21 protein-coding genes, 1 tRNA gene and 4 pseudogenes are annotated in these 22,564 nt (G+C 69.3%); 12 read left to right on the top strand and 14 right to left on the bottom strand.

What is annotated here, in order from left to right:
- Positions 1-212 precede the first annotated feature (212 nt).
- A pseudogene (locus tag FB563_RS31905) lies at positions 213-422 on the bottom strand (TetR-like C-terminal domain-containing protein); the annotation flags it as partial.
- A gap of 122 nt (positions 423-544) precedes the next feature.
- Here FB563_RS31905 and FB563_RS31900 point away from each other — a divergent pair.
- Positions 545-1,558, top strand: coding sequence for an alpha/beta hydrolase family protein (locus FB563_RS31900; RefSeq protein WP_234357824.1), 1,014 nt, complete (start codon positions 545-547; stop codon positions 1,556-1,558).
- A 166-nt stretch (positions 1,559-1,724) separates the two neighbouring features.
- Positions 1,725-2,063 (top strand): hypothetical protein, encoded by a 339-nt coding sequence (locus FB563_RS31895; RefSeq protein ID WP_055707386.1) that lies wholly within the window; start codon positions 1,725-1,727, stop codon positions 2,061-2,063.
- 160 nt (positions 2,064-2,223) lie between these two features.
- Here FB563_RS31895 and FB563_RS31890 read toward each other — a convergent pair whose 3' ends face one another.
- Complete coding sequence (locus FB563_RS31890) at positions 2,224-3,159, bottom strand: LysR family transcriptional regulator (protein WP_055707387.1); 936 nt, start codon at positions 3,157-3,159, stop codon at positions 2,224-2,226.
- Positions 3,160-3,230: 71 nt separating this feature from the next.
- Between FB563_RS31890 and FB563_RS31885 the strand changes: the two genes are divergently transcribed.
- On the top strand, positions 3,231-4,157 hold the full coding sequence (locus tag FB563_RS31885) for a dihydrodipicolinate synthase family protein (RefSeq protein WP_055707388.1): 927 nt from the start codon (positions 3,231-3,233) through the stop codon (positions 4,155-4,157).
- Positions 4,158-4,349: 192 nt separating this feature from the next.
- Entirely contained in the window at positions 4,350-4,970 is a 621-nt protein-coding gene (locus tag FB563_RS31880; RefSeq protein ID WP_055707389.1) for a DUF4241 domain-containing protein, read from the top strand.
- Between the two features lie 227 nt (positions 4,971-5,197).
- On the opposite strand, the gene FB563_RS31875 is transcribed toward FB563_RS31880, so the two are convergent.
- The 3 genes from FB563_RS31875 to FB563_RS31865 form a co-directional block, all read right to left on the bottom strand.
- A tRNA-Met gene (locus tag FB563_RS31875) sits at positions 5,198-5,274 on the bottom strand.
- Between the two features lie 35 nt (positions 5,275-5,309).
- The gene (locus FB563_RS31870; RefSeq protein WP_055707409.1) at positions 5,310-5,747 is read right to left on the bottom strand and encodes a cupin domain-containing protein; all 438 of its coding nucleotides are present in this window, start codon (positions 5,745-5,747) and stop codon (positions 5,310-5,312) included.
- A 278-nt stretch (positions 5,748-6,025) separates the two neighbouring features.
- Positions 6,026-6,436 carry a cupin domain-containing protein gene (locus tag FB563_RS31865; RefSeq protein ID WP_055707390.1) on the bottom strand — a complete coding sequence of 137 codons (411 nt, stop codon included), beginning with the start codon at positions 6,434-6,436 and terminating at the stop codon, positions 6,026-6,028.
- A gap of 182 nt (positions 6,437-6,618) precedes the next feature.
- Here FB563_RS31865 and sigJ point away from each other — a divergent pair, with 182 nt between their 5' ends.
- On the top strand, positions 6,619-7,533 hold the full coding sequence (gene sigJ / locus FB563_RS31860) for an RNA polymerase sigma factor SigJ (protein ID WP_055707391.1): 915 nt from the start codon (positions 6,619-6,621) through the stop codon (positions 7,531-7,533).
- 24 nt (positions 7,534-7,557) lie between these two features.
- Here sigJ and FB563_RS31855 read toward each other — a convergent pair whose 3' ends face one another.
- Together FB563_RS31855 and FB563_RS31850 are read right to left on the bottom strand one after the other, a co-directional pair.
- Complete coding sequence (locus FB563_RS31855; RefSeq protein ID WP_055707392.1) at positions 7,558-8,298, bottom strand: SDR family oxidoreductase; 741 nt, start codon at positions 8,296-8,298, stop codon at positions 7,558-7,560.
- A gap of 351 nt (positions 8,299-8,649) precedes the next feature.
- The gene (locus FB563_RS31850; RefSeq protein WP_208766328.1) at positions 8,650-9,486 is read right to left on the bottom strand and encodes a patatin-like phospholipase family protein; all 837 of its coding nucleotides are present in this window, start codon (positions 9,484-9,486) and stop codon (positions 8,650-8,652) included.
- On the opposite strand from FB563_RS31850, the gene FB563_RS43235 reads away from it, so the two are divergent.
- Both FB563_RS43235 and FB563_RS31840 read left to right on the top strand, forming a co-directional pair.
- The gene (locus FB563_RS43235) at positions 9,485-10,144 is read left to right on the top strand and encodes a TetR/AcrR family transcriptional regulator (RefSeq protein WP_341874445.1); all 660 of its coding nucleotides are present in this window, start codon (positions 9,485-9,487) and stop codon (positions 10,142-10,144) included. The two genes, FB563_RS31850 and FB563_RS43235, sit on opposite strands and share 2 nt — an antisense overlap.
- A 278-nt stretch (positions 10,145-10,422) precedes the next feature.
- Positions 10,423-11,223 (top strand): aminoglycoside phosphotransferase family protein, encoded by an 801-nt coding sequence (locus FB563_RS31840; protein ID WP_055707410.1) that lies wholly within the window; start codon positions 10,423-10,425, stop codon positions 11,221-11,223.
- A 229-nt stretch (positions 11,224-11,452) separates the two neighbouring features.
- On the opposite strand, the gene FB563_RS31835 is transcribed toward FB563_RS31840, so the two are convergent.
- Positions 11,453-11,701 carry a hypothetical protein gene (locus FB563_RS31835; protein WP_055707395.1) on the bottom strand — a complete coding sequence of 83 codons (249 nt, stop codon included), beginning with the start codon at positions 11,699-11,701 and terminating at the stop codon, positions 11,453-11,455.
- 531 nt (positions 11,702-12,232) lie between these two features.
- Here FB563_RS31835 and FB563_RS31830 point away from each other — a divergent pair.
- The gene (locus tag FB563_RS31830; RefSeq protein WP_055707396.1) at positions 12,233-12,970 is read left to right on the top strand and encodes a hypothetical protein; all 738 of its coding nucleotides are present in this window, start codon (positions 12,233-12,235) and stop codon (positions 12,968-12,970) included.
- 60 nt (positions 12,971-13,030) lie between these two features.
- Here FB563_RS31830 and FB563_RS31825 read toward each other — a convergent pair whose 3' ends face one another.
- The gene (locus FB563_RS31825) at positions 13,031-13,363 is read right to left on the bottom strand and encodes a helix-turn-helix domain-containing protein (protein WP_055707397.1); all 333 of its coding nucleotides are present in this window, start codon (positions 13,361-13,363) and stop codon (positions 13,031-13,033) included.
- A 657-nt stretch (positions 13,364-14,020) separates the two neighbouring features.
- On the opposite strand from FB563_RS31825, the gene FB563_RS31820 reads away from it, so the two are divergent.
- Together FB563_RS31820 and FB563_RS44415 are read left to right on the top strand one after the other, a co-directional pair.
- Positions 14,021-15,238: an arylsulfotransferase family protein gene (locus tag FB563_RS31820; protein WP_055707398.1), complete on the top strand. Its 1,218-nt coding sequence runs from the start codon at positions 14,021-14,023 to the stop codon at positions 15,236-15,238.
- Between the two features lie 400 nt (positions 15,239-15,638).
- Positions 15,639-16,589, top strand: a pseudogene (locus FB563_RS44415) (M48 family metallopeptidase); the annotation flags it as partial.
- A gap of 912 nt (positions 16,590-17,501) precedes the next feature.
- Here the strand turns inward: FB563_RS44415 and FB563_RS31805 are convergent.
- Positions 17,502-17,630 (bottom strand): annotated as a pseudogene (locus tag FB563_RS31805) (IS701 family transposase); the annotation flags it as partial.
- Positions 17,631-18,118: 488 nt separating this feature from the next.
- On the bottom strand, positions 18,119-18,292 hold the full coding sequence (locus tag FB563_RS43230) for a hypothetical protein (RefSeq protein WP_159045549.1): 174 nt from the start codon (positions 18,290-18,292) through the stop codon (positions 18,119-18,121).
- A gap of 86 nt (positions 18,293-18,378) precedes the next feature.
- On the opposite strand from FB563_RS43230, the pseudogene FB563_RS44410 reads away from it, so the two are divergent.
- Positions 18,379-18,489 (top strand): annotated as a pseudogene (locus tag FB563_RS44410) (IS5/IS1182 family transposase); the annotation flags it as partial.
- Between the two features lie 208 nt (positions 18,490-18,697).
- Here the strand turns inward: FB563_RS44410 and FB563_RS31795 are convergent.
- Together FB563_RS31795 and FB563_RS31790 are read right to left on the bottom strand one after the other, a co-directional pair.
- A complete protein-coding gene (locus tag FB563_RS31795) occupies positions 18,698-19,249 on the bottom strand; it encodes a GNAT family N-acetyltransferase (RefSeq protein ID WP_055707400.1) in 552 nt (183 codons plus the stop codon).
- Positions 19,250-19,552: 303 nt separating this feature from the next.
- Complete coding sequence (locus tag FB563_RS31790) at positions 19,553-19,840, bottom strand: helix-turn-helix domain-containing protein (RefSeq protein ID WP_107100679.1); 288 nt, start codon at positions 19,838-19,840, stop codon at positions 19,553-19,555.
- Positions 19,841-20,087: 247 nt separating this feature from the next.
- Between FB563_RS31790 and FB563_RS31785 the strand changes: the two genes are divergently transcribed.
- On the top strand, positions 20,088-20,750 hold the full coding sequence (locus FB563_RS31785; protein WP_055707401.1) for a class I SAM-dependent methyltransferase: 663 nt from the start codon (positions 20,088-20,090) through the stop codon (positions 20,748-20,750).
- 945 nt (positions 20,751-21,695) lie between these two features.
- Here FB563_RS31785 and FB563_RS31775 read toward each other — a convergent pair.
- A complete protein-coding gene (locus tag FB563_RS31775; protein ID WP_055707402.1) occupies positions 21,696-22,466 on the bottom strand; it encodes an IS5/IS1182 family transposase in 771 nt (256 codons plus the stop codon).
- Between the last annotated feature and the right edge of the window lie 98 nt (positions 22,467-22,564).

Raw genomic sequence — 22,564 nt, 5'->3', positions numbered from 1 at the left:
CCGGGGCACGGCACCGGCCGAGTGGGGGCGGGGGCGAATGACCGGCTCGGCCCTCTGGGCCCCGCGCGGACGCTCCCTGGCGGGGCGGCCGGTGGGCGGTGCGGCGAACGCGTCGACCGCCGCCGCGCAGCGCGCCGCCGAGGCCGGAGGTGCCCGGAAACCGTGGAGATCACGCACGGTGACCCGCGTCGGCGGCGGATGGGGGAAGCCGGTCACGCACGGCCTTCGTGGCCCCGCACGTACGCTCCCGCACGCGCCGCGGCCGCGGCGGCCTCGGCGGCTTGGTCCGCGGCGGCTTCGTCGATGCGGTCGCCGGTGGTCAACAGGCGGTAGTAGAGAGGGGCGGAGACAGCACGGATCACCTCGTGGACATCGGTGCCCTTGGGCACCTCTCCCCGGTCGACGGCCTGCTGGACGCAGGGCCGGGATCACCACGCTCGTCTACGACAAGCGGACCGTCGGCTACTCACGGCTCCACCGAGGCTTCGGTCTGCTGGCCGACGACGCGCTTGCCGGAGTGCGGTTGCTGCAGTCCAGGAACGGGGTGAACCCACGCCGGGTCGGGCTGTGGGGGTTCAGCGAAGGGGGCTGGGTGGCGCCGCTGGCCGCATCGCGCTCGACCGACGCCGCGTTCGTCATCACCATCGGCGGCTCCGGCTACGACCCGCTGCGCACCCAGACCTGGAACCTCACCACGCACCTGCAGCACCAGGGGGTGGGGGGACCGTTCCGCCGCACGGTGGCCGGCCCCGCCGCCCAATTCATGGCCTCGACAGGCCTGTTCCCCACGACCGGCTACGACCCCTTGCCGGTGCTGGAGCGGCTCCACCGAACGCCGGTACTGGCGCTGTGGGGCGATCACGACACGCAGGTACCGCCCCAGGAGAGCGCACGCACCTTCCGCGGGGCCCTGGCCTGTGCAGGCAACCAGCACGCCGTCATCGGCTTCGTCACCGACGGTGCGCACAACGGGCACCGCACGTCGGGCGGGTTCGACCGGATCAGCGGCCCACTCTTCCACGGCAAGAAGCTAGGGGAGTTGACCCCGCTCTATGCGCAGACCATGTCCTCATGGGTGCAGGCAGTCGCCGCCGGCCGCCCACCGGCGTCGAGCGCCGCCCCCGCACCCGGGCAGGCACTCGCCGCCACCCCCGTACCGGACCACGCCTGGTACACCTGTCTCGCCCCGGCGCTACTGCTCCTGGGCTTCGCGGTCTATCCGGTGAGCGCCCTCCTGCTCCGGGGCCGGGTCCTGCGCCCCATGCGGTGGCTGGCCGGGCTCGGCCTGCTGGCGGTCGTGGCGACGGTGGCCTGTCCGATCGCCGTCTTCGCGGCGGGGAACGGTGCAGCGGCGCCCGTTGTACGGGGCCGTCCGGCTATGTGGCTGGTGGTGCAGGGGCTTGCCGTCGCCGCGGTGGTGTCCGCCTGTGTCTCGGCAGCCGCACTCTTGCGCCGACGGCCGACACCCAGCTGGACGGTCTGGCTGCGCCTGGCCCCGGTCGTACTGGCTGTGGTCGGGTTCGTGCCCTGGGCGGTGTGGTGGGGTGTTGCTGCGTGACGGCCACCGCCCCTCCACGACTCCAGCAGTCTCCTGAACGCCTGTTGATCACAACTGAGGACATCCCCTAAGGGCTGTCCCGCGAATGGTCGACGGGGGCGGCGGCACCAGGTGCTGAGCGGATACTCGCAAGACTCCGGCGTGGCGGCTGTGGCAGCCTGCGGGCATGCCAGAGCTGCGCGTTCATGCGGGCCGCCACTACGCCATCCAGTTCCACTACGCCCTGCCGGACGACGCCTGGTGCGTGGAGCTGAGCGAGGCCGTCCCGGCGCCGGCTGCCTGGGCTGAGGTTCCCAACGCGGAGACCCACCTGCCTGGAGCTGCCTTCATGGTGGCGGTGATACCGGACGAGGACCGGAGCCTGGAGCCGGCCGTCCACATCCACAGCCATGACGAGCACGTCATCCCCTACGAGATCATGCGCTGGTTCATGGACCAGGTAGCCGGGCAGGTTGAACGCTGCCGTCTCGCGTTCGAGCAGGGAGCACCTGAAGCAGTGGAATGATCGGAGCCTTCCTGGATAGCCCCGTTCAGGGACCGAGCCCGCGGCAGCAGCGGGGTCAGCCGCTCCACAGGTCGTCAGGAACAAGCTCAGCACGCGCTCCGGACACCCTGCCGACCAAGATCGCCGAGCACAAGACCCGCGACTCAACGCACTGAAGCGATCAGTACTCAGGCACGACCCGTGCGCCCACCGCTGTTCGCGCCGCGGCCACGAATGCTGCGATCGCCGGGTGGGTGCCGCCACCCGCGCGGAAGGCGACCTTCGAGCGGCGGAAGAGGGGCAGGCGGGTCAGGACCACGTCCTCAGGGGCATGTGCGGTGGCCATCTCCGGTACGAATCCGGCGCCTTGCCCGATGGCGGCCAGCGCCAGGACCGTACGGAAATCGTTGACCTGGTGGCGGATGCGCGGCTGGAAACCGGCCGCCTGACAGGCGCGTACAGCCATCGCGTGGCCGGTCGTGCCGTCCCGGGCCGTGATCCAGGGGGCCGTGGCCCACGGTCCGAGCAGCTCCGCCAGCGTGTCACCGCGGGCGGCGGGACCTCTTGCGGGATCGGTGTCGGTGGCGGCGCCCGTGGCCAGGTACATCGGCTCCTCCAACAGGGGCACCTGGTCGACCGTGGTGTCCGGGGACGCGGGCACGAAGTCGTAGTCGTGTACGAGGGCCACGTCGAGTTCGCCGGCACGTAGGCCGTCGGAGACCCGCGCCGAGTCGATCTCCTGCACCATCGGTTCCAGCGCGGGATGCCGCTGGGCCAGTTCGGCCAGTGTGGCGGGCACGATCGCGGGGCCGCCGGAGGGAAACGTGCCGATCCGCAGCGGCCCGCCGATGCCCTCGCGTGCCCCGGCCAGCTCGGAGACCGCCAGTTCGAGGCGTTCGAGGACGGCGTCGGCGTGGGTGACGAGGGTGCGGCCCGCGGGGGTGAGCACCACCCGTCTGCCGCTTCGTTCCAGCAGGGGTACGCCCGCCTCGCGCTCAAGCACGCTCAGCTGCTGGGAGACGGCCGAGGCGGTGAAGGACAGCGCGTCGGCGACGGCCGCGATGGTGCCGCGTCGGTCCAGTTCGCGCAGCAGGTGGAGACGTCGGACATCGAGCATAAGGTGAGCTTACGTATAAGCGAAGAAACGTCAACTGGATCTATTGGGTTTGTGTCGGTCAGGCTGGGCGCATGAAGCCCGAAGCGAACCTCACCGGCCTGTTTGTCCCCTTGGTGACCCCGTTCACCGACGACCTGCGCCTTGCCCCGGACGCGCTCGCCCGCCTCGCCGACGAGGCGCTGTCGGCCGGCGGGGCTCGCGGACTCGTTGCCCTGGGCACCACCGCGGAGGCGGCCACGCTGACCACCGAGGAGAAGCAGGCCGTGGTCCGTATCTGCTCGGCCGCCTGCCGGGCCCACGCAGCTCCGCTGATCGTCGGCGTCGGCACGAACGACACCGCCGCCGCCATCACGACACTGCGGGAGCTCGCTCAGAGCGGTGACGTCGCCGCGGCGCTGGTTCCCGCGCCGCCCTACACCCGGCCCGGCGAGGCGGGAACGCTGGCGCACTTCACGGCACTGGCCGAACACGGGGGCCTGCCGCTGGTCGTCTACGACATTCCGTACCGCACCGGTCAGCGCCTCAGCACCAGCACGCTGAACGCGCTCGGGCACCTGCCGGAGGTCGTCGGCGTCAAGTACGCGACCGGCGCGATCGACGCAGCCGCGATGGAACTGCTCGGCTCGCCGACACCGGGCTTCGCTGTGCTCGGCGGCGATGACGCCGTCATCTCGCCGCTGCTCGCGGCCGGCGCCCCCGGCGGCATCCTGGCGTCGGCCAACATCCGTACCGCCGACTACGCCGAGCTCATCTCGCGGTGGCAGCGCGGTGACGCCGGACCGGCCCGCAGGCTGGGAACCGAGCTGGCCCGGCTGTCCGCCGCGCTCTTCGCCGAGCCGAACCCGACCGTGATCAAAGGGGTGTTGCACGCCCAGGGCCGCATCCCCAGCCCGGCCGTCCGGCTGCCGCTGCTGGCCGCCTCCGCCGATTCGGTCCGGCGAGCGGCGGACCTGGCCACCGCCCGGACCCACCACGCCCACCAAGGGGCCACGGCCTGACACGGGCCCGTGGCCCTTCGGGGGGAACCCGGTGGACTTCGACTGCAAGCCGATGGGGCCCGTCCGTTCCCGGAACCTACGGTTGCCATGGGATACACATCAGATGAGCGTCTGGCGGCAGGTCCGGAAGAGAGCCGCTACTTGGAGGCGGTGTTCACTCCAGGGGCGCAGGTGGGCACGCATGCCGGACCCGTGTACGTCGTCGAGGTGACGGAGGTGAGTCCGATCCGGATGCCGAGCGGCCGACTCGTCGTCGCCTCGCCCTGGCCGGATGACGGCGACCCGGAGTTGCCCACCCCGGCCGGCCGGGAACTGAAGGACCGGATCCCTGCTGGCGTTCACCGGGTGCAGGCCTCCTGGACGGAAGCGCCGTACGAGTACGACGGCGAGCAGTTCGACGGCCGCGAGGAGGTCGCTGTCCGCCTCCTCGTCAGCGATGCCCCCGTGGCCTGCTGGGAGGCGGCCCTCGGCGTCGGCGAGAGCATCGAGCGAATCGTCCCCGGTGAGCGGCCCACCTTCGACTCGGAGGAAAATACGGGGAGTTTCGCCGACGCCACGGCCTGGCCGTCGCTGACCGAGCCATTCCGCCGGTTCTGGCTCGACGTCGACGCGGGCCGGCAGGACGCATCCCGGGCCACTGAGTCTCTGGGCGAGTCGTTCGAGCGGGCGAGCGACGAGACCCTCGGAGCCGACCTCGTGACGTTCCCGACCGGAGGAGGGAGCATCGTATGGCTGGGGCGCACGGAGACCGGGAGCATCGCGTCGATCGTCACGACTGGACCGGCCTTTTTCCATAACCAGCTGGTCACGTGAGCCGGGCCGGGCCGGAGGCGGTCGCAACCCGCCCGGCACGCCGCGTCCTCCGGCCAGGTCCGCCGGGGCCTTCCGTCGCAGTCCGGTAGGCGGTGGTCAGGTGAGCACAGCGGCCGGCACGTTGGCCTCATACCCGCGCGGAGTGGTGAACCTGGCCGCGGGTGACGGCGGGTCGATGCCGGCCGGTGAAGACGCAGAAGGGGCCCACGCCTGCGGGCCCCTTCTTCTGGTAGCGGGGACAGGATTTGAACCTGCGACCTCTGGGTTATGAGCCCAGCGAGCTACCGAGCTGCTCCACCCCGCGTCGATGATGCCACTCTACATGGTGGATCATGCGGGTCAGCCTTCGGAGGGCCGCGGGGCGCGCAGGTGCGCTCGTTCCTTCAGCTCCTCCTCGTCGACCAGCCTGAGCATCGGCTGACCCGGCGCGCACACCATGGTCACCACGAACTTGGTCGGCGCGTCCGGCAGAGCGTTGCCGTCCTGGTAGTGGATCACGTCACCGCCTGGCTCCCAGAACGTCCCACCGGCCTCCACCACACGCTCCGGCTCCCCCTCGAGCTCGAACCGGAGCGCCCCCTCCATCACGTAGCCGAACGACGGGCCCGAGTGGCGATGCGGAGGGAGCCCGGGGTGACCGGGAGGCCACTCGACGAGGATGGTCATTCCTGAACCGCCTTCGGGAAAGAAGGGCGGAGTGACCTCCTGCAGCAACTTGACTTCGGGCGGCAAGGAGACCTCGTGGGCGCTCCCCTGTTCTGGTCTATTCGCGGACATGTACCACACCTCCGTATCCTGCCCGGCGTGGACGATCTCGCGTCGGCCACCGTGTTTCCGGACCGGTGTAGCGACCCACCTGTTCGGCGGTGGCCGTGTTGGCCGGTTCCCGGCTCACACACCTCGCTTCGCGATGAGGACAAGCCACAGCCCGCATCCCCGACAGGCCGTGTGCCTTCTGCCTCGCCCAAACGGTCTCGGCACCACCCTGCCTCCCGTCCGTGGTCGCCACAATCCGGGAGTCAGCGGCATCGAGCTTCGGCTTCTGAACGCGGTAGTCAGAGCCGGGTAACGCGTAGGTGTCGTCGTTCGGCCAGCTCGTCCGCGCCGACCACGGTCAGAACGGGGGTACCCGGCGGCGCGAACATGATCACCACCAGCTGTGACTGCGCGTCCGGAAGGTTGTTGGCGCCCTGGTAGTGGATCGTGTCGCCCCCGGGCTCGAACAGGGCGTCACCGGCTTTGAGTACCCGGGGCGGCTGACCCTCCAGCTCGAAGAGGATCTCGCCCTGGGTCACGTAGCCGAAGACCGGCCCGGGGTGCCGGTGCGGCGGGGCACCGGGGTCACCGGGGGGCAGGGTGACCCGGATGGTCCTGGCCTCGGCACCGTCCGGGATCCGGGCCGCCGCTTCCGGCAGGGCCGCGATCACCTCAACGCCCGGGGGCAGGTGTGCGTGCTCAGCGCTCATGTTCTCCTCCAAACAGGGACTGTCCACAGGAAGGACAAGACGGCCTCGCCGTTTGTGACAGCCCGACGCCGGCGAACGCGAAGGATGCGGCCGCCGTAGGATCACAGCGGACGGGCCGTCCTCGTCGCCGGAGGTACGCCCGCCTGGGGGCACGACGGTCGACCTGCGGAGGCATCGGCACCATGGACGAGCAACAGCAGCTCACCGACAACTCCCTCGACGAAGCGGCGAACGCGTTCGAGCGACTGCGTCCACAGCTGTTCGGTATCGCCTACCGCATCCTGGGCAGCGTGTCCGAGGCCGAGGACGTGGTGCAGGACGTGTGGCCGCGCTGGCAGGGCGCCGACCGGAGCGCGGTGCGGGATCCCGGGGCGTTCCTGGCGAAGATCACCACGCGTCTGGCGATCAACGTGGCTCAGTCGGCGCGGGTTCGCCGTGAGGCGTACGTGGGGCCGTGGCTGCCGGAGCCGGTGGACACCAGTGTGGATCCGCAGGTCGGCGCGGAGCGCGGCGAGGCGCTGGAGCTGGCGGTGCTGCTGGTCCTGCAGAAGCTGAACCCCGTGGAACGGGCGGCCTACGTGCTGCGGGAGGCGTTCGGCTACGCGTACGACGAGATCGCGGGCATGCTCCAGCTGAGCCAGGCCAATACGCGGCAGATCCTCAGCAGGGCCCGCAAGCGGCTGTCCGCCGAGCGCCGGGAACCCGTCGAGGCGGCCCAGCACCGACGGCTGGTCGAGGCCTTCGTCGCCGCCGCGCAGCACGGTGACGTCGCCGCGCTCGAGAGCGTGCTGTCGGCGGACGTCGTCGCCTACGCGGACGGGAACGGCATGCGCGGCGTGGCACGGGTGGAGATCGTGGGAGCCGAGCGCGTGGCCAGGGTAAGCGCCTTCGCGAAGAAGTTCTTCCCCGGGGCCGAGTACGGCGTGGCCGAGGCGAACGGCCGACCCGGCCTGCTCCTCGTCCAGAACGGGGTCACGGTCGCCCTGGTGAGCGTCACCGTGGGACCGGACGGTATCGACGGGCTGTACTGGGTCCTGGCGCCCGACAAGCTGAGGGCCTACGAGCGGTCGGCTCGCAGACCCACGGGACGCCCGTAGTCGCTCTGACGACGGAGGGACCGGTCAGCTCTGCTTCAGCCACTCCTCGTAGCGGGTGGACGCGAGGTGGGCCGTGTCGTCGCCGATGAGAACCCCGTCGGGCATGCCCGCGAACGGGCTCGCGGCCTCGTCGGTGACGATGGAGCGGCCGTCCGGCTTCGCCGCCAGGGTGATCTCACCGAGCCGGTCGAGCCGCTCGACCTCGGGGCCCGCGATGTCGCGGACGCCGTACGACGGCTCGCCCAGCGCCGCGTCGGCGACGGCTGCGGCGACGTCGGCGGAGGCCATCGGGCGCAGCCGCAGGGACGGCAGGTGCACCTCCGTGCCCTCGGTGGTCATGTCCATCACCGGGGCGATGAACTCGAAGAACTGGGTGGCGCGCACGATGCTGTAGGGAACGCCGCTGTTCCGCACGGCCTCCTCCTGGGCGACCTTGGCCCGGTAGTAGCCGTAGTCGGGCACCTGGTCGACGCCGACGATGGAGAGCACGACGTGGTGACGGACACCCGCCTGCTTTGCCGCCTCGGTCAGGTTCCGCTCCGAGCGGCTGAAGAAGTCCAGCGCAGGCTCCGGATCGAAGGAGGGGGAGTTCGGCACGTCCACGACCACGTCCGCGCCCATGAGAGCCTGCGCCAGACCCTCACCGGTGAGGGTGTCGACGCCCGTGGAGGGAGCGGCCGCTACGGCCTCGTGACCACTGTCGCGCAGCAGCGCGACCACCTGCGAGCCGATGAGCCCCGTACCGCCGACGACCACGATCTTCATCACTGTCTCCGTTCGTTGATTCGGCTTCCCGACGGATACCGGCGACACCTCGCCGGACCCGGTGCGTCCACGCGCACATCAACAAGACAGGGCAGCAGCCAAGCCTGTGACAGCCGAAGGCGACGCTCCGGAGGCGGGTGCGCCGGTCAGCCGTGGCGCGGACCTCCGGCCTCGGCGCGTCCTTCGAGCGCTTGCGAGCACACATCCTGGACACGGCCCTGACCTCGGCCATCACGAGCGACAGAACCTTGGATCCCACCACCCCGCTCGGCACGCCCCGCAGACAGGCTCAGTCGATCCCCCCACATCGTCCAAGACGCAAAGAATGGGGCGCCGGGCGACTCGTAGCCCTCAGCCGCGGTCCGCGGCAGGCCGCCAGTGTGCGCGCAGTTCCTCAGCTGCCGTGCCGGCCTGGGCCTCACCGGCCTGGTAGGCCGCTGTCCAGGCGTCAGGGTCGCCCTGCTCGGCGTCCAACCGGCGCACCGCGGCCGGATCGGGGACCACGAGGCAGGCGCCCTCGGTCGTGGGGTGTGGGTGGCGGTGGGCGAGCGGATCGATGACCACCACGATGCGGCTGCCGGCCGCCAGGTCGGTGTTGGTGCCGGCTCGCAAGGCGCCGTCCAGGTAGCGCCGGCCGTCAACGGTGACAGGGGGCTCGATCCCGGGGAAGGCGCTGGATGCGGCGACCGCGAGAACCAGTGGGACACCCGTGGCGGCGTCCCACACGATCGGCTCGCCGCTTTCGGCGTCAACGGCCGGTATCAGCAGGGGGCGTCGCGGCCAGCTGTCGGCGGCGATCAGTGCGGCGCGCTGGGCGATCAGCTGGTTCTCCGTCTCCGGGTCGAACGTTTTCAGGGCGATGCGGCCCACCCGGCGACGGGCTTCGGCAGGGTCCAGGCCAGGGTCGCCGAGGACGGCGAACACCGCGCCCGTGACTGCCGGGCCGGGGCGGCGCGGCGCGGACGAGGCGTTGGCGGAGCGCCGTGCGGGAACGGTGGCGAGGCGGGCGGGGTCCTGCCCTGTGGCGATGACCGCGCCGACGATCGCCCCGGCTGAGGTGCCCACGATGAGGTCGGCCTCGCCCAGGTCAATCCCGAAGCGGCGCAGGCCCGCCGTCAGTCCGGCCATCCACGCGGTGCCCAGATGCCCGCCGGGCCCCAGGACCAGTGCCCGGTCGAGGTCGTGCATGCCGTCGGCCTCCATGGCTCTCCGTCCGTTGTTGAAACACCCGTGTCATATACTTGCACGGCTCTGCCGTACGAGAGGACGGTGCACTGTGGGACGGCCTTCCGATTCCGGCCGGCGGGAGCGCGTTCTGGCGCAGGCCACTGACTACGTCCTCGCGAAGGGGCTGGCTGGATTGAGTCTTCGCCCGCTGGCGGTGGCACTGGGTACCAGCCCGCGGATGCTGCTCTACGACTTCGGCAGCAAGCAGGAGCTGGTGGCCGCGGTTCTCGCCGAGGCACGCCGGCGCGGCGCTGAACGCCTCGCCCACGACCTGCCGCGGAGCGGCACCACCGTCCAGGAGCGGCTGCGCGGGATCTGGGTGTGGCTGAGTGCGCCCGAACGCGCCCCGTTCGTTCGGCTGTTCTTCGAGGTCCACGCCGACCTGCTGGCCCACCCCGAGCGCTACCCGGACCAGGCAGGGGCCGTCACCGACTGGTTCGGCCCACTGCGCGCCGTCTTCGCCGACATCACCGCCGGGAACGACGACACCGCCACCCCCACCCTCGTCATGGCCGTCATCCGCGGCCTGCTGTTCGACCTCACCACCACCGGCGAACGCGAGCGCACCGATCTCGCCCTGGAGCAGTTCGCCGCCCTCCTGCAAGCGCCTACACCGTGACATCTCGGCGCCCCTCCCGGGAGCTGCTGTGCTGAACTCCCGCCGGACGTACGGGAGTTCGGGGACAGACCGTACGCTGGCGGTGAGGAACAGCTGCAGGTAGCCCCACAGGTACGAGGGCGATTCGTACCCGGGTCTGAGGGAGCCACTTGGGTAACCAGAGCGGAGACGACGTTTCTCCGCTTGGCCCCGGTCTTGCGTGTGAGCCTTGGGGCGTTTCTTCGCGCCGAGTTCGCGGACCGGCCCGCGCTGGGTCGATTGGCGATAGCGTGATCGTCATGACGGCTGAGGGTGAGGCGCTGGTCGGCGGGATGGCGAACGCGGGGGCGGTCTTTCGCCGGGGTGCGCTGGTCGAGCGGCCGGCGCCGCGCAACGCGCGCGCCCTGCATGCCTATCTCCTTGCGCTGAAGGAGCACGGCTTCGACGCGGCGCCGGCCCCTGTCGGTCTCACCGCGGATGCCCGTGAGCAACTGACCTTCATCCCTGGCGACGTGGCTCTGCCGGCGTTCCCGGACTGGGCGATGACGAGTTCTGCCCTCGCATCGGTGGGGAGCCTGCTGCGGCGTCTGCATGAGACCAGCGCGGCCGTGGCGGTCGACACCCGTGCCGAGTGGCCCCGGGACCTGGCCGACCCGGAGGGGGGAACGATGCTGTGCCACAACGACGTGTGCCCGGAGAACGTCGTCTTCCGTGACGGCCGTGCCGCGGCGCTGATCGATTTCGACTTGGCGGCCCCAGGCCGTGCCCTCTGGGACATCGCCATGACCGCCCGCTATTGGGTGCCCATGCTTGATCCCGCATCCGCGGCCGCTCTCTACCCCTCTGGGCTGGATGCGCCCGCACGGCTGCGGACCCTTGCCGACGGCTACGGCCTCTCGGCGGGGGACCGCGCCGAGTTGCCCGGCGTCATCGAGCAGGCCACGGAGGTCTGCCGGGCCTTCGTCACCCGCCGCGTGGCCGACGGTGACCCCGCCTATCTCCAGGCGCTGGCCGAGCGCGGTGGATGGGAACGCTGGGACCGCATGCAGACCTGGCTGGTGGACCACCGCAAGACGTTCACGACTGCCTTGCTGAACTGACCGGAGCGGACGTTCGACGACAAACACACGGGGCGTTCTTGGTGCCGCGTCCGTTCGCGGTGGCCTGGAACGGTAGGAGTCGGTGCCGGTCTGGATCAGCGTGCAGCGGAAGGTGATCCGGTCGGCGACGGCCGCGCAGAGCCAGGGCTGGTTGAAGATTCGGAACAGCAGTTTGGAACCCTCTCGCCCAGGTCGAGGTACAGACGCTTGGCCGTGCCGCTGTCGCCGATCAGGACGGGAGGACGGCCCTCCTGGACCAGGCGGGGTTCTTCGGCTCGCCGATGTTCTCCGGTGAGACGTGAGGGTCCTTCTCGAACCGGAAGTTCTCCAGCCGCTTGGGGCGGGGAAACCTTACGGCCCTGATCAGCCGCTGCTTACGCCGAAGTTCCCGGTCATCGCCTTCGAGCTGCAACAGGGCGGAAGCATCGCTCTGCGCGGCAAGTCGCCGAAGTCGCCCGTTCATCGCCTGGCTGCGCAACTCGGTTCTTCCTCCGCCCGACTTGACCCTTCACGAGCGAAGCAGCACCCTCGCGGGCAGCATCGAGAACCACTGGCGCGTCGAGGCCGCCGGCGGAGTTCAGCGGATCGAGGAGCACGCATGGCCCGAGCTGCGGCAGCATCTGTCGGTCGTGGCCGGCGGACTCCGAGGAGCGATTCCCATGGCCCCCGTCATCGCCGAGGAACCGGCGCCGGGCGGGCTGTGGCCTGTCAGCAGGTATTTGAACAGGAGAAGCGGCTCACCGGGGTCAGCCGGACACGCTGGCCAATTGTCGCTGAAAGTGACGGCGTGGTATCACGTTGGCTGACATCATCAACTTCACTCGCGGCAGCTGTCGAGGACTGGTGGGCGGCGAGAGGCTGAGCGCTGGTGCGACACGTGCCAAGAGGGAGGCATCTTGGCATTCGCACGCCTGAGGCGGTCCGGCCTGTCCGTGGAACGTCTTGAGGGCGGCTGCCGATGAGTTGGCTTCACCACACCTGGCTGGCAGTCTACGTGTTACCGGCTGCCGTGAGCGCGGCCATCGCCTGGGTGGGTCTGGCACGCGAGTTCTCCGGCAAGGGACGGCTGCTGGGCAGCTGGGCGTCGTTTTCTTTGATGCTGCTCGTGCTGGCGCTGATGGGCGGGGTGGCGGCCTGCGCGGTGGTGCTGCTGCCGCACGCGGCGTCGATTCCTCCGGTGATCGCGGGCGCCGCGACGGGGGCCACCGCGCTGCCTAGGCGCAAACAGGACGAGACGGCTCAGCCGTATATCAAGTTCATGACCCTGGGCATCGCCCTGGTCAGGGAGCGGCTGGTGCAGCGTGTGCACCTGGATGCCTGTACCTGGTCGGACCGCTTTCTCGCTCGTATCGAAACCTCCGCCCAGCTCAGGGTGTTCGTCCACGATCTCAGGCTGTACCTGCTGGAGCGGCATCCCCTCACCGCCGAGACCAAGACGATCAACGCGATCTACACGGAGGTGGAGACGGCGATCGACGTGGCGCTGGACGTGGCGACAAGCATCGACGAGGCATGCCGCCAGGCCGAGCGCGAACCGACCGATGATGAACTCGTCGCCCGCCGCCAGGCGTTCGGCACCGCCCTCGCCCAGTGTGGACACCTGCTGCGCTTCGCCTATGCCCACGGCCGTCGCAGCGAGAACGAAGAACTTCAGACGTTGCGGGCGAAGGCGACGTCCAACGACGCGTTCCACCACCCGGCTCTGCCGCCACAGCGTCGCTGGTTCGAACGCTGGCTCACCCGCTGACGAACAGGCGCATCAGCTGTCGACGGGACGACCGAGCGGCACTCGTGCCGGGCCCGAGGCTCAGTGTCGGGCCGGCAGCCCGCTGCTCCTGACGCGCGACGCGTCCGTGCTGCTGCTGGCCCTGGCGTCCGCCGACTGCCCTCGGGGACAGAACGTGATCTGGACGTCGGCATCCAGCGCCTCCGCTACGGCGGCGAGAGTGCGCACGGTCAGGTTCGCATCGCCGGACATGATCTGACTGACACGTCCCGGGCTGACACCCATCGCCGCCGCCAGATCGGAGCGGGTCTTGCCCCGCCCCGCCAGTACGCCGGCCAGGGAGGCCGTAGCCTGCCGCGCTATCCGGGAAGCCGCCAAGGTCGTCCGGCTCTCGTCACGGGCAAAAATGCCCATGATTCACCCCCAACTCATGGAGAGACAACGCTCGTTGCCACCCCATCAGCATGCCACCTTTAGCTAGGCCTAAAAACTCAGTTGGTGAAGACTCTACGCCCGATACTCCCCGTCCGAGGCGCTGACCTGCAGTAGTCGCTTGTGGAATTGCCGCAACATCACCCGTTCGGGTAGATGCCGCCTGGCCTGCACCCGCTGGCAGGCCGTCCGGGAGGAAAGGGCGAGCCTCTTGGAAGCAGCTGACGCCTTGGTCCGGCGGGAGGTCGCCAACGGCGATTGACAGGGGTACGCCGGCCGCACGGACTGGCATGATCCGGAACAGTCCCGGTCGGCCATGCTGTTCGCTGCGTGGACGGTGATTGACGCTCCGGTCCGTGCGCGGCTACGTTCTGCCGCATGCAGCAGCGGAAGATCCTCACGACTCGCGGTCACATCGACCACATGCGGGTGTGTTCTGCTGCGTGTCGCCCCTGTTGAGAGCCGTTCCGCCTCCAGCGGTATCCGCCCGCGCCTGACAGCCTCATCGGCTGTGCGCGGGAGCACCTTCCTGTAGTTGCCATCTCTCACCGCGCATACCCGGCCGGGTGCGCGCCTTCTTCGCATGCCCGTGACCGAGCCGACCCGGTTCGGCTTCGCACTGCCAGAAACGGACACCTGATGCGTCACAAGCCCATCCCCGCGCAGGTCCTGATCGCTGCGGCCACCACTGTCGTCACGGGCCTGCTGCCCCTGGCCGGCACCGCATCCGCAACCCCGGACAGCAAGCCGCTGCCGCCGGTGACTGTCCTCACCGACAAGGGCACAGCGGGCCGGGGGGACATCTTCGTCTCACCGAACTCGGCGAACAGCGCCTACTCCAGCGGTGTGGAGATCCTGAACGGCGACGCCAGGCGTGTCGTGTGGTCGCACAAGGTGCCGGCCGGCCAGCAGGCGGCGGACTTCCGTGCCCAGACCTACCGGGGCAAGCCGGTTCTGACCTGGTGGCAGGGCACCGGGCTGGGCTCCCTCGCGAGTGGCGTGAACTACATCTATGACAACCGGTATCGGAAGGTCGCCGAGGTCCGTGCCGGGAACGGGTACGCCGCCGACGGGCACGAGTTCCTGATCACCGGTCGTGGCACGGCACTCGTCCTGGCGTACAAGCAGGAGACCGCCGATCTGACGGACATCGGCGGCTCCGCGCACCAGGCGGTGATCGACGGGGTGGTGCAGGAGATAGACATCCGCACGGGCCGGGTCCTGTTCCAGTGGAAGGCGGCCGATCACGTGCCGTACGCGCAGAGCGAGCAGCCGCTGCCGTCGTCGCCGAGCAAGCCGTGGGACTGGTTCCACATCAACGCGGTGAAGCCCGACACCGATGGGGACCTGCTCGTCGATGCCCGGAACACGTGGACCACGTACAAGGTCGACCGGCACAACGGCACCGTGCTGTGGCAGCTCGGCGGCAAGGCCGGCACGTTCAAGGAGCAGGCCGCGCCCGGCCAGTACCTGAACACGGCCGGGACGATCTTCGCGTGGCAGCACGATCCCGAACCGCTCGGCGGCGGCCTGTACAGCTGGTTCGACAACGAGTCCGCAGGGGCCGCGAACACTGGGGCCGGGGCGGTGGAGGAGCTTCCGTTCAGCCGGGTCGTCACCGTCCGCGTGGACGAGAAGGCGCGTACGGCGACGCTGGTGAAGTCTGTGAACCAGCCGGACTACCTCAGCGCGTCCTCGCAGGGCAACGCGCAGCCGCTCCGCCGCGGAGGGGCTTTCGTCGGATGGGGGTCGCTCCCGTACGTCTCCGAGTTCAACGCCTCGGGGAAGGTCGTGTTCAAGGCCCAGTTCCCCACGGGCGTGAACAGCTATCGCGCCTACCGCTTCCCCTGGAAGTAGGCAGGTTCGACGTGACGGTGCTGTCACACCTGCGCACGATGCGTAGGACGTCAGCGGGGGTCACGCCCCGGAAGCGGGCGATCCAGCACGTGACGAGCGCGAAGAACCTTGGTGTCGTTCTGGTGGTTATTGGGTGTCCCTGATCACGCTTGTCCTTCAGGTCAGGGCAGTGTGGCGTGGTCTGCATGAAGATGGACATCGAGCTGATCACCGCCGTACCGCTATGACCAGAGTCCCGGCGACGGCTGCACCGTGGCCCTAGCGAGTCCATGTGGCCGGGCTGCGTGCACGGCCTCTACCTTGGTCAATAGGGCGGCAGACCTACTCGGAGAGCTGGAGGTAGGATCCGCGAGCGTTGTTGGCCCATTCGGGCTGGCCGAGCCCTGTGGGGGATCTTCCGATGACGTTCCGACTGCGTGCTGTCCGCGCGCTCGTGCTGCTGGCCGGCTTCTATCTGATGGGCGTGGTTCTGCTGTCGGCCATGGCGGCGCTCGACTGGCTGCTGGTGACACGGCTGTTCACCGCGCCGGCGGCCTGGCTCGAAGGCATGGTCCTGACCGTCACCGTTCTACTGGCAGCGGCGATTCTGCGGGGCATGTTCGTCTTCCTGCGGGCCGGGCGTCTGGGCCCGGTGCCCCGCGCGGTGGCGGTCACGCCCCAGGACCAGCCCGAGCTGTGGGAACAGGTGCGCGCCGCCGCCGAAGTGACGGGGGAGCGGCCGCCGGACGAGCTCTACCTGGTCGCCGAGGTCAACGCGGGGGTCGCCGAACAGAACCGCCTGCTGGGGCTGCTGCCCGGACGACGCCGTATGTTCCTGGGCCTGCCGTTGCTCGCCGGGCTGACCGTCCCGCAGTTGTGCGCCGTCCTCGCCCACGAGTTCGGGCACTACGGCAACCTCGACACCCGGCTCGGCGGTGTCACGATGCGTGGGCGGAAAGCCGTACTGCACACGGTGGAAGCGTTCCGCGAGGGCAGCACCCGGCTGCACTACGCGATCGGCACCCTGTACGTCGGCTACGCCCGGATGTTCCTGCGGACCTCGCAGTCCGTGGCCCGCCACCAGGAGCTCGCCGCCGACCAGATGGCCGCCCGGCACGCGGGCCGTGACGCGACGGCCGCCGCGCTGCGCGTCCTTCCGGTGCTCGCCGCCGCGCACACCCACTACCTGGAGACGTACGCCGCGATGGGCGGGCCGCTGGGAGCTCTGCCGCCCGTGGGCGAGGTGCACGGCGGTTTCCAACGGCTGCTCGCCGCCCGGACGGGGGAGCGGCTCGCTGCGCTTTCCGCCGGGCAGCGTCCGCCGCGGCCGCACGAGTACGACTCGCACCCGCCGACCGCCGAACGGATCGCCCTGATCGAGAAGCTGCCCGCCGACGACCGAGCCGATGGCTCGGCCGACGAGCCGGCCGCGCTCACCCTGCTGCACGACCCGGAACGGATGTTCGCAGCGCTGGAGGCGCGCACGCTGCCGCAGGAGGCGGCGCGGCTGCGACGCATGAGCTGGGACGACCTCGTCATGGCCCGCGCGCTGGCCGACGCCGAGGGCTGGTCCCGGCCGCTGCGGGTCGCCGTCGCAAGGGCGCTTCGCTCATCGGCGCAAGGCGCAGACAGTACGGTGACCGTACGCCGAGAGGCCACGGCTGAGGGGGTGGTGAACGACCAGTTGCCCGGCTTGGAGGAGATACTCGACGCGTTCGACCGCGGCCTGCTATGGATGGCTGTCGCCGACCGCATGCCCAAGCCACATCAGGCGGCGCGACTGATCGGCCCGCCCGCCCGCAACTTCATCCGGCCCAAGGTTTTCGACGGGCTCGCGGGCATGGTCCACCTGCGCCTCGCCGAGGCCGGACACGCCACTCCGGACATCGCGTGGTCGGGGCAACCCGGACTCGCCCTGCCCGAGCTGTGGGAGAAGGGCATGGACGACGCCCTCGACGCGGCCGTCGCCGACACGCCCGACACCGCCCCCCCTGCGCGCCCTGCTCAGGACGCTTCCCACTCACGAGAACGTCCGCTGAACCAGAGGCTTCACGTTGGTCACCTATGCTGCCACGCTCGACCTCCCGCGCCACGTCGTCGAGTTCCTCGCCCGCCTGCTGGTCGCCCACCGCCGGCACGTCGACAAGGTCCCGGGCGCTGGGCCCGTTCCAGCAGGCGGTGCTGGTGCTCCACTGGTTCCGCGAGCGCGGCTGCGCGCATTGCTGGCCCGCGACGCCGGCGTCTCCCGGGCCACCGGCTGCCACTACCTGCACGAGGCCATCTTCGCGTCCCCGGCCTTCTCTGCGAGGGTCCAGCAGTTCTTGCGCGGCAGTTCCGGCAACAGCCCGAGCACGAACGCCCGGGCCCGGCGCCGGGGTTCCACACGGACGAACCGTCCCGCGATGCGGCCCATCAGGGCCTCGAACGCTTTCGGGATCTGAGCCCGAGCATCAACTCTGGAGTGGAATCGTCTGGTGGACATGTCCGGAACCGCCGACGAGTACACGGTCGGCAGATTCATCGCAGACTGGGATGTCGCTCCGCGATTGGCTCGCGCCCGACGCGTCATCAGTGTCGCGCTGGATGCGCAACTGAGCGAGGAAGACAACGCCGAGATCGACGCCTTGTGCGACCAGGGCCGCCTCTACGGCACGGACAGGGCCGTCAGCCCCTCCGCTGACCAGTCCAGCTGAGACCGCAAGTACATCGGACCGCACCGATCGAGGCGGGGATCAGCTCGGCCCGAGACCCGGTACCCAAGCAGCAAGATCGCGATCTACAGCTGGAGTACTGGGCAGTACGGACCGGCGGGCGCTGCCGGAAAGTCCGAATGTCCGTCCAGCCACCCGCAGAGCCGTTCGGCCAGTGTGAGGTCTTCGGGGTAAGGGACAAAGCCTCACCTCAGCGGCCGAACCCACCGTCGGCGACTTCGAGATAGATCCGCTTGAGGAGCGGCGGCATCGGATGCCCCACCACGGCCTCAAGCTCGGCCACGGCCTCGGGCGGCGCCGGCGGCGGCAGTTCGCCAGCCGCATCCTGCTCTCGGATCCTATGGATGATCTCGTCGTCGGTCATGTCGACATTCGTAGCAGCTGCCACCGACAGCTTGCCCGGGCTACCCCAGGCAGCTGTGAAGCCACCGTTGACCACAAAAGGTCGTGCTCGCCGGCTGCCGACGCCCGCACCGCCGCTACGAGGGCAAGGCCGAACACTTCATGGCGTTCGTCGGAATCGCCGCAGCCCTCATCAGCCACCGCAGACTTTCCAACTGAAGAAGGTCAAGTCCGTTTCCCGTAGCGGTCGTTCGCGCCGGGTGAGGATTGCTTTTGCAGGAGAGTCGGTCGAGTCGGGAGCGGTGACGCGCACCGTGGGCTTCGCTCCATGGTCAGGGGCGAGTCGCTTAAGCGGCAGCCTGCCCTTCCTGCGGACCGGACGGTTCGACAGCTGTGAACATGGAGAAACGGCACATCAAAGGACCGCTCAGTTGGCCAGGGCTTGCCACTCCCGCGCCAGCACCGACCAGACCTCGGCGTCGTGGCGGACGCCCCGGTAGAGGTAGGTTTCGCGCAGGACGCCCTCACGGGTCATGCCGAGCCGCTTGGCGACGTTGATGCTGGGCGTGTTCTTCGGCGACACCAGCCACTGCACCCGGTGGATGCCGCGTTCGTTGCACGCCCAGTCGATGATTATCCGTGCTGCACGTCCGACCAGGCCACGGCCTGTGGCAGCAGGCTCCAGCCAGCAGCCGACCTCGCAGGTGCCTGCGGCGGCGTCGAATTTGGGGAAGGAGACTCCACCCACGAGGGTGCCGTCGAGCCAGATTCCGTACAGTCGGCCGGTGTCGGTGGCTGCCTTGTCGGCGTAAAGCTGGAGATAGCTGCGGGCGGAGTCGAGGTCTGAGGCGAGATCGGGCAGTTCCATGTGCTGACCGATGAAGTCCCGGCCCCGGTCCATATGCGCTAGGAACTCCTCGGCCTGCCACGGCTCCAACGGCCGCAGCTCGGCCCCGTCCCCCAGGGAAATCACGAACATAGCCACCTTCCAAGTGCGCTTATCCGACTCTTGGATCTTCGCACGCCCGCCCGTCCGCTGCGGACGGCGGCGGGGCTTGCCGCGTCATAAGGGGCAGTAAGTCCCGTCCAGCTCGCCCGAATTCGCCCTTGACGATGGGGACTTCAGCTCACATCTCCCTCCTGGCCGACCGCGGCGGTGTCGACCGGGTCAGCCGGCTGTTGCGGGTCATGACGTTGATGACGGCAGAGTCGGCCATACGTTGCTGCGAGGAAGGGCACCAGGGGGACCGCTGGCGCTTGGGCTTCCCAGCGGGTGGGCGGCTCAGGCTTCACGGACGAACGTCGCGCAGTGCGGACAGTCGTCGAGGAAGCGATGCCGACACACAACGGTGTGCTGCAGGAAGGTGATCGCCTCCTGCCTCTGGACGACTTCGCCTTCGAGTTCAGCGATCTTCGCCCTTACGACCGCCTGCGCCGCCGACTTCTTCGGCACCATGGCGGCGGTGACCTCAGGCAACGAGAGACCGACGCGCCGCAGTTTCAGAACTGTGCGTGCCTGTTCCACGGCGTTGTCGTCGTAGACGCGGTGGCCGTTGCCATCGCGACGCACGGTGAGTGCCCCAACGCACCGCCGAACACTTCCACCTCACCAACGGCCCCATCGACACCATCCGCCTGATCTTCGACGCCACGCCCTGGCACGAGATCATGCAGGCAGCCACGGCGCCTTGACACCACCTACAGCTTCCGTGGGCCAGTGAGGCGACGCAGGACCGACGCTGCAAGCCGTACGGACATCAAAGGAAACAACTTCTGAGGGTTGACCTTGCCCCTGGGGCAAGTCCCACAGTGGCGCTGTGAACACCGGATCAGCTCAGGAACAGCTCCTGTCCGAACAGCGTGCCTACTACAGTGCCCTTGCCCCGGACTACCTTGACCAGCTCCTCGATCTTCCCGGCGGCGCTGAGCTGGCTGAGGCGCTCGACGCCTTCCGGCCGGCTGGCAGTGTGTTGGAACTGGCCTGCGGTCCGGGCACCTGGACCCCTCAGCTGCTCCGCCACGCCAGCGACGTCACTGCCGTCGATGCGTCCCAGGAAATGCTCGCGATCGCCGCGAGCCGTGTCTCTGATGGTGCCCGGGTGAGATTCGTCGAGGCTGACCTGTTTGCCTGGGAACCTGACCGCCGTTATGACGTCGTCTTCATGGGGTGCTGGCTCTCGCACGTGCCAGCCAGGCGATTCGAGTCCTTCTGGTCTCTGGTGAGCACCGCCCTCGCGCCCCAGGGCCGGGTGTTCTTCGTCGATGACCACTACCGCACGCCAGAGGAGCTCGTCGAGGGCCCGGAATCGTCCACCATCGAGCGGCGCATCCCTGATGGGACGGCCTACCGAATCGTGAAAGTTCCGTACGAGCCGGCAGAGCTGGAAAAACAGCTTCGCGAGCTCGGCTGGGACGTCACAGTTACGCCGACAGCTGGCCCGTTCTTCTGGGGCGCCGGCAATCGAACTGGGGAGTCTTGATCAGGATCGGGGCCGGATCATGACTGCGGCAGCGGTAACGGTGCCAACGTAGATGTATCCGCGCTTGTTCGTAGCGGGTGGCGACGGCCCGGAACTGTTTCAGCTTGTGATCGCCCGTTCGACCGTGTTGCGCTTCATGTGCCGACACTTGGACATGCCGCATCTGTGCCGGAAGGCAGGTCTGCTGCGCGTGCGTCACCCTTACCAGCGAGGAGAACGCAGGCGTCGTGGCCGCCTGGCCGGATCAACGGTGGACGTGGTGCCAACTATTCATCGGCTGCGCAGGGTGCAGTCCGGCACCGGCCGCTGCCCCATATGGAGACCGGAGTCCTGGACCGCATGGCGTTCAGGCCCCACTTGAGTCACATCTCCTCGTGGCGTTCGACACGGTTTCCGCGCCCTTGTCGGACCGAGAGCTGGTGATCACGCGGACTGGCCAAGGGCAGCGGCTTACCGGGATTGGAGGAACCCGCGTTCCCAGGCAGCGGTGTGCGCTCAGGGATCACCGTGCGGATGCCACGGGCCGCGAGGTCTGCGCGGATCCGTTCTAGGAGTACGCCTTGTCTGCGAGCAGCGCGTCCGGTGTCCACGTCCTGATGCATCTTGGTTGCCAGGCCACCGCGGGATCGGCCTGTTGCATGGCCGGCCGGCTCGCCCCTGGTGGCAGGAGCTTCGCCCTCGCTGCGGCAGGTGGCGGCGCCGGTGTCTTCTCCGGCCGGCGTGTGTTCGTGGCGAGTTGGTGGGTCCGGTCGATCGTCGAGTCGACCGGGCCCGTCCAGCCGATTCCGTCGGTGGGCGGTCAGCTGGGCCAGAACCGTGTCCCATGTGCCGTCAGCCGCCCACCTGCGATGGCGCACCCATACCGTCTGCCAGGGACAGAACGCTTCGCGGGGCAGGACACGTGATCGGTGGCGGGCGTGTCTGGGTGATGTCTGACCTGCTGTTTCACCCTGCCATGGCGAGGTTGTGCATGGTGGCTACGGCCTGGACGGCGTGGTGGAGGCCGTCGCCCCTCTGGCGGCAGTCGCGGAGGATCTTCCAGTTCTTCATACGGGCGAAGGTGTGCTCGACGCGGGCCCGTACGCGTCGGTGTTCGGCGTTGTCTTCCTCCTGGCCGCGCAGGAGGGGACGTCCGGCTCGTCTGCGGTGCGGGACAATCAGCCCGGTGCCCAGGTAGGCGCCGTCCGCGATCACCGTCGTGCCCGCCGCCACGGCCGGCAGGTCCGACTCGCGCCAGACGTGTGCATCTGCCTTGTTGCCGGGTGCCGGCCGGGCGGAGGCCACCAGCAGGCGGGTGTCGGCATCGATGATGACCTGCACATTCGCCGAGAACCGGTAGTTGCGTGAGGAGGCTGCGACCTTACGGTCCCGGACCGGGACCAGGGTGCAGTCCACGATCCATAACCGGTCGACGCCTGGCACCGGCCCGGGCGCCGGCTCCAGCGCAAGCAATGGTCGCAAGCGCTGGATGACCCGGCAGACGGTGGCAGGTGAGCAGCCGAAGAGCGGGGCGAGCTGCCGCATGGTGAGGTTCGTGCGGTAATGGACGGCAACCAGCAGTACCCGCTCGGCCAGTGGAAGACACCACGGCCGGCCACCGCCGGGACCGTTGCCGCCCCGCTCCCGCACCACCCGAAGCAGCTTCTCGAAGCGCCCCATCCGCAACCCGGTGAACGTCTCCACCCACACCGGCTCAGCCCGCAACACCCCGCCCATACAGGCAAAATGCCCGCCACCGAGCCTTCTGCAACACCCTTTAGCCCGGCAGCCGTGGTGCGGGTTCGGCGGAGGCTGGTGGGGTTCAGGATCCGAGC

The sequence above is a fragment of the Streptomyces puniciscabiei genome, assembly GCF_006715785.1.
Classification (GTDB): Bacteria; Actinomycetota; Actinomycetes; order Streptomycetales; family Streptomycetaceae; genus Streptomyces; species Streptomyces puniciscabiei.
The sequence above is the reverse complement of the archived record's forward strand: the minus strand, read 5'-3'. Positions and strand labels throughout refer to the sequence as shown.

Excerpts from the sequence above, each read along its gene's own strand:
- FB563_RS31895 (WP_055707386.1), top strand. The coding sequence starts at position 1,725 with ATGCCAGAGCTGCGCGTTCATGCGGGCCGCCACTACGCCATCCAGTTC.
- FB563_RS31890 (WP_055707387.1), bottom strand. The coding sequence starts at position 3,159 with ATGCTCGATGTCCGACGTCTCCACCTGCTGCGCGAACTGGACCGACGC.
- FB563_RS31885 (WP_055707388.1), top strand. The coding sequence starts at position 3,231 with ATGAAGCCCGAAGCGAACCTCACCGGCCTGTTTGTCCCCTTGGTGACC.
- FB563_RS31870 (WP_055707409.1), bottom strand. The coding sequence starts at position 5,747 with ATGTCCGCGAATAGACCAGAACAGGGGAGCGCCCACGAGGTCTCCTTG.
- FB563_RS31865 (WP_055707390.1), bottom strand. The coding sequence starts at position 6,436 with ATGAGCGCTGAGCACGCACACCTGCCCCCGGGCGTTGAGGTGATCGCG.
- sigJ (WP_055707391.1), top strand. The coding sequence starts at position 6,619 with ATGGACGAGCAACAGCAGCTCACCGACAACTCCCTCGACGAAGCGGCG.
- FB563_RS31855 (WP_055707392.1), bottom strand. The coding sequence starts at position 8,298 with ATGAAGATCGTGGTCGTCGGCGGTACGGGGCTCATCGGCTCGCAGGTG.
- FB563_RS43235 (WP_341874445.1), top strand. The coding sequence starts at position 9,485 with ATGCCGTCGGCCTCCATGGCTCTCCGTCCGTTGTTGAAACACCCGTGT.
- FB563_RS31850 (WP_208766328.1), bottom strand. The coding sequence starts at position 9,486 with ATGCACGACCTCGACCGGGCACTGGTCCTGGGGCCCGGCGGGCATCTG.
- FB563_RS31840 (WP_055707410.1), top strand. The coding sequence starts at position 10,423 with ATGACGGCTGAGGGTGAGGCGCTGGTCGGCGGGATGGCGAACGCGGGG.
- FB563_RS31825 (WP_055707397.1), bottom strand. The coding sequence starts at position 13,363 with ATGGGCATTTTTGCCCGTGACGAGAGCCGGACGACCTTGGCGGCTTCC.
- FB563_RS31820 (WP_055707398.1), top strand. The coding sequence starts at position 14,021 with ATGCGTCACAAGCCCATCCCCGCGCAGGTCCTGATCGCTGCGGCCACC.
- FB563_RS43230 (WP_159045549.1), bottom strand. The coding sequence starts at position 18,292 with ATGACCGACGACGAGATCATCCATAGGATCCGAGAGCAGGATGCGGCT.
- FB563_RS31795 (WP_055707400.1), bottom strand. The coding sequence starts at position 19,249 with ATGTTCGTGATTTCCCTGGGGGACGGGGCCGAGCTGCGGCCGTTGGAG.
- FB563_RS31775 (WP_055707402.1), bottom strand. The coding sequence starts at position 22,466 with ATGGGCGGGGTGTTGCGGGCTGAGCCGGTGTGGGTGGAGACGTTCACC.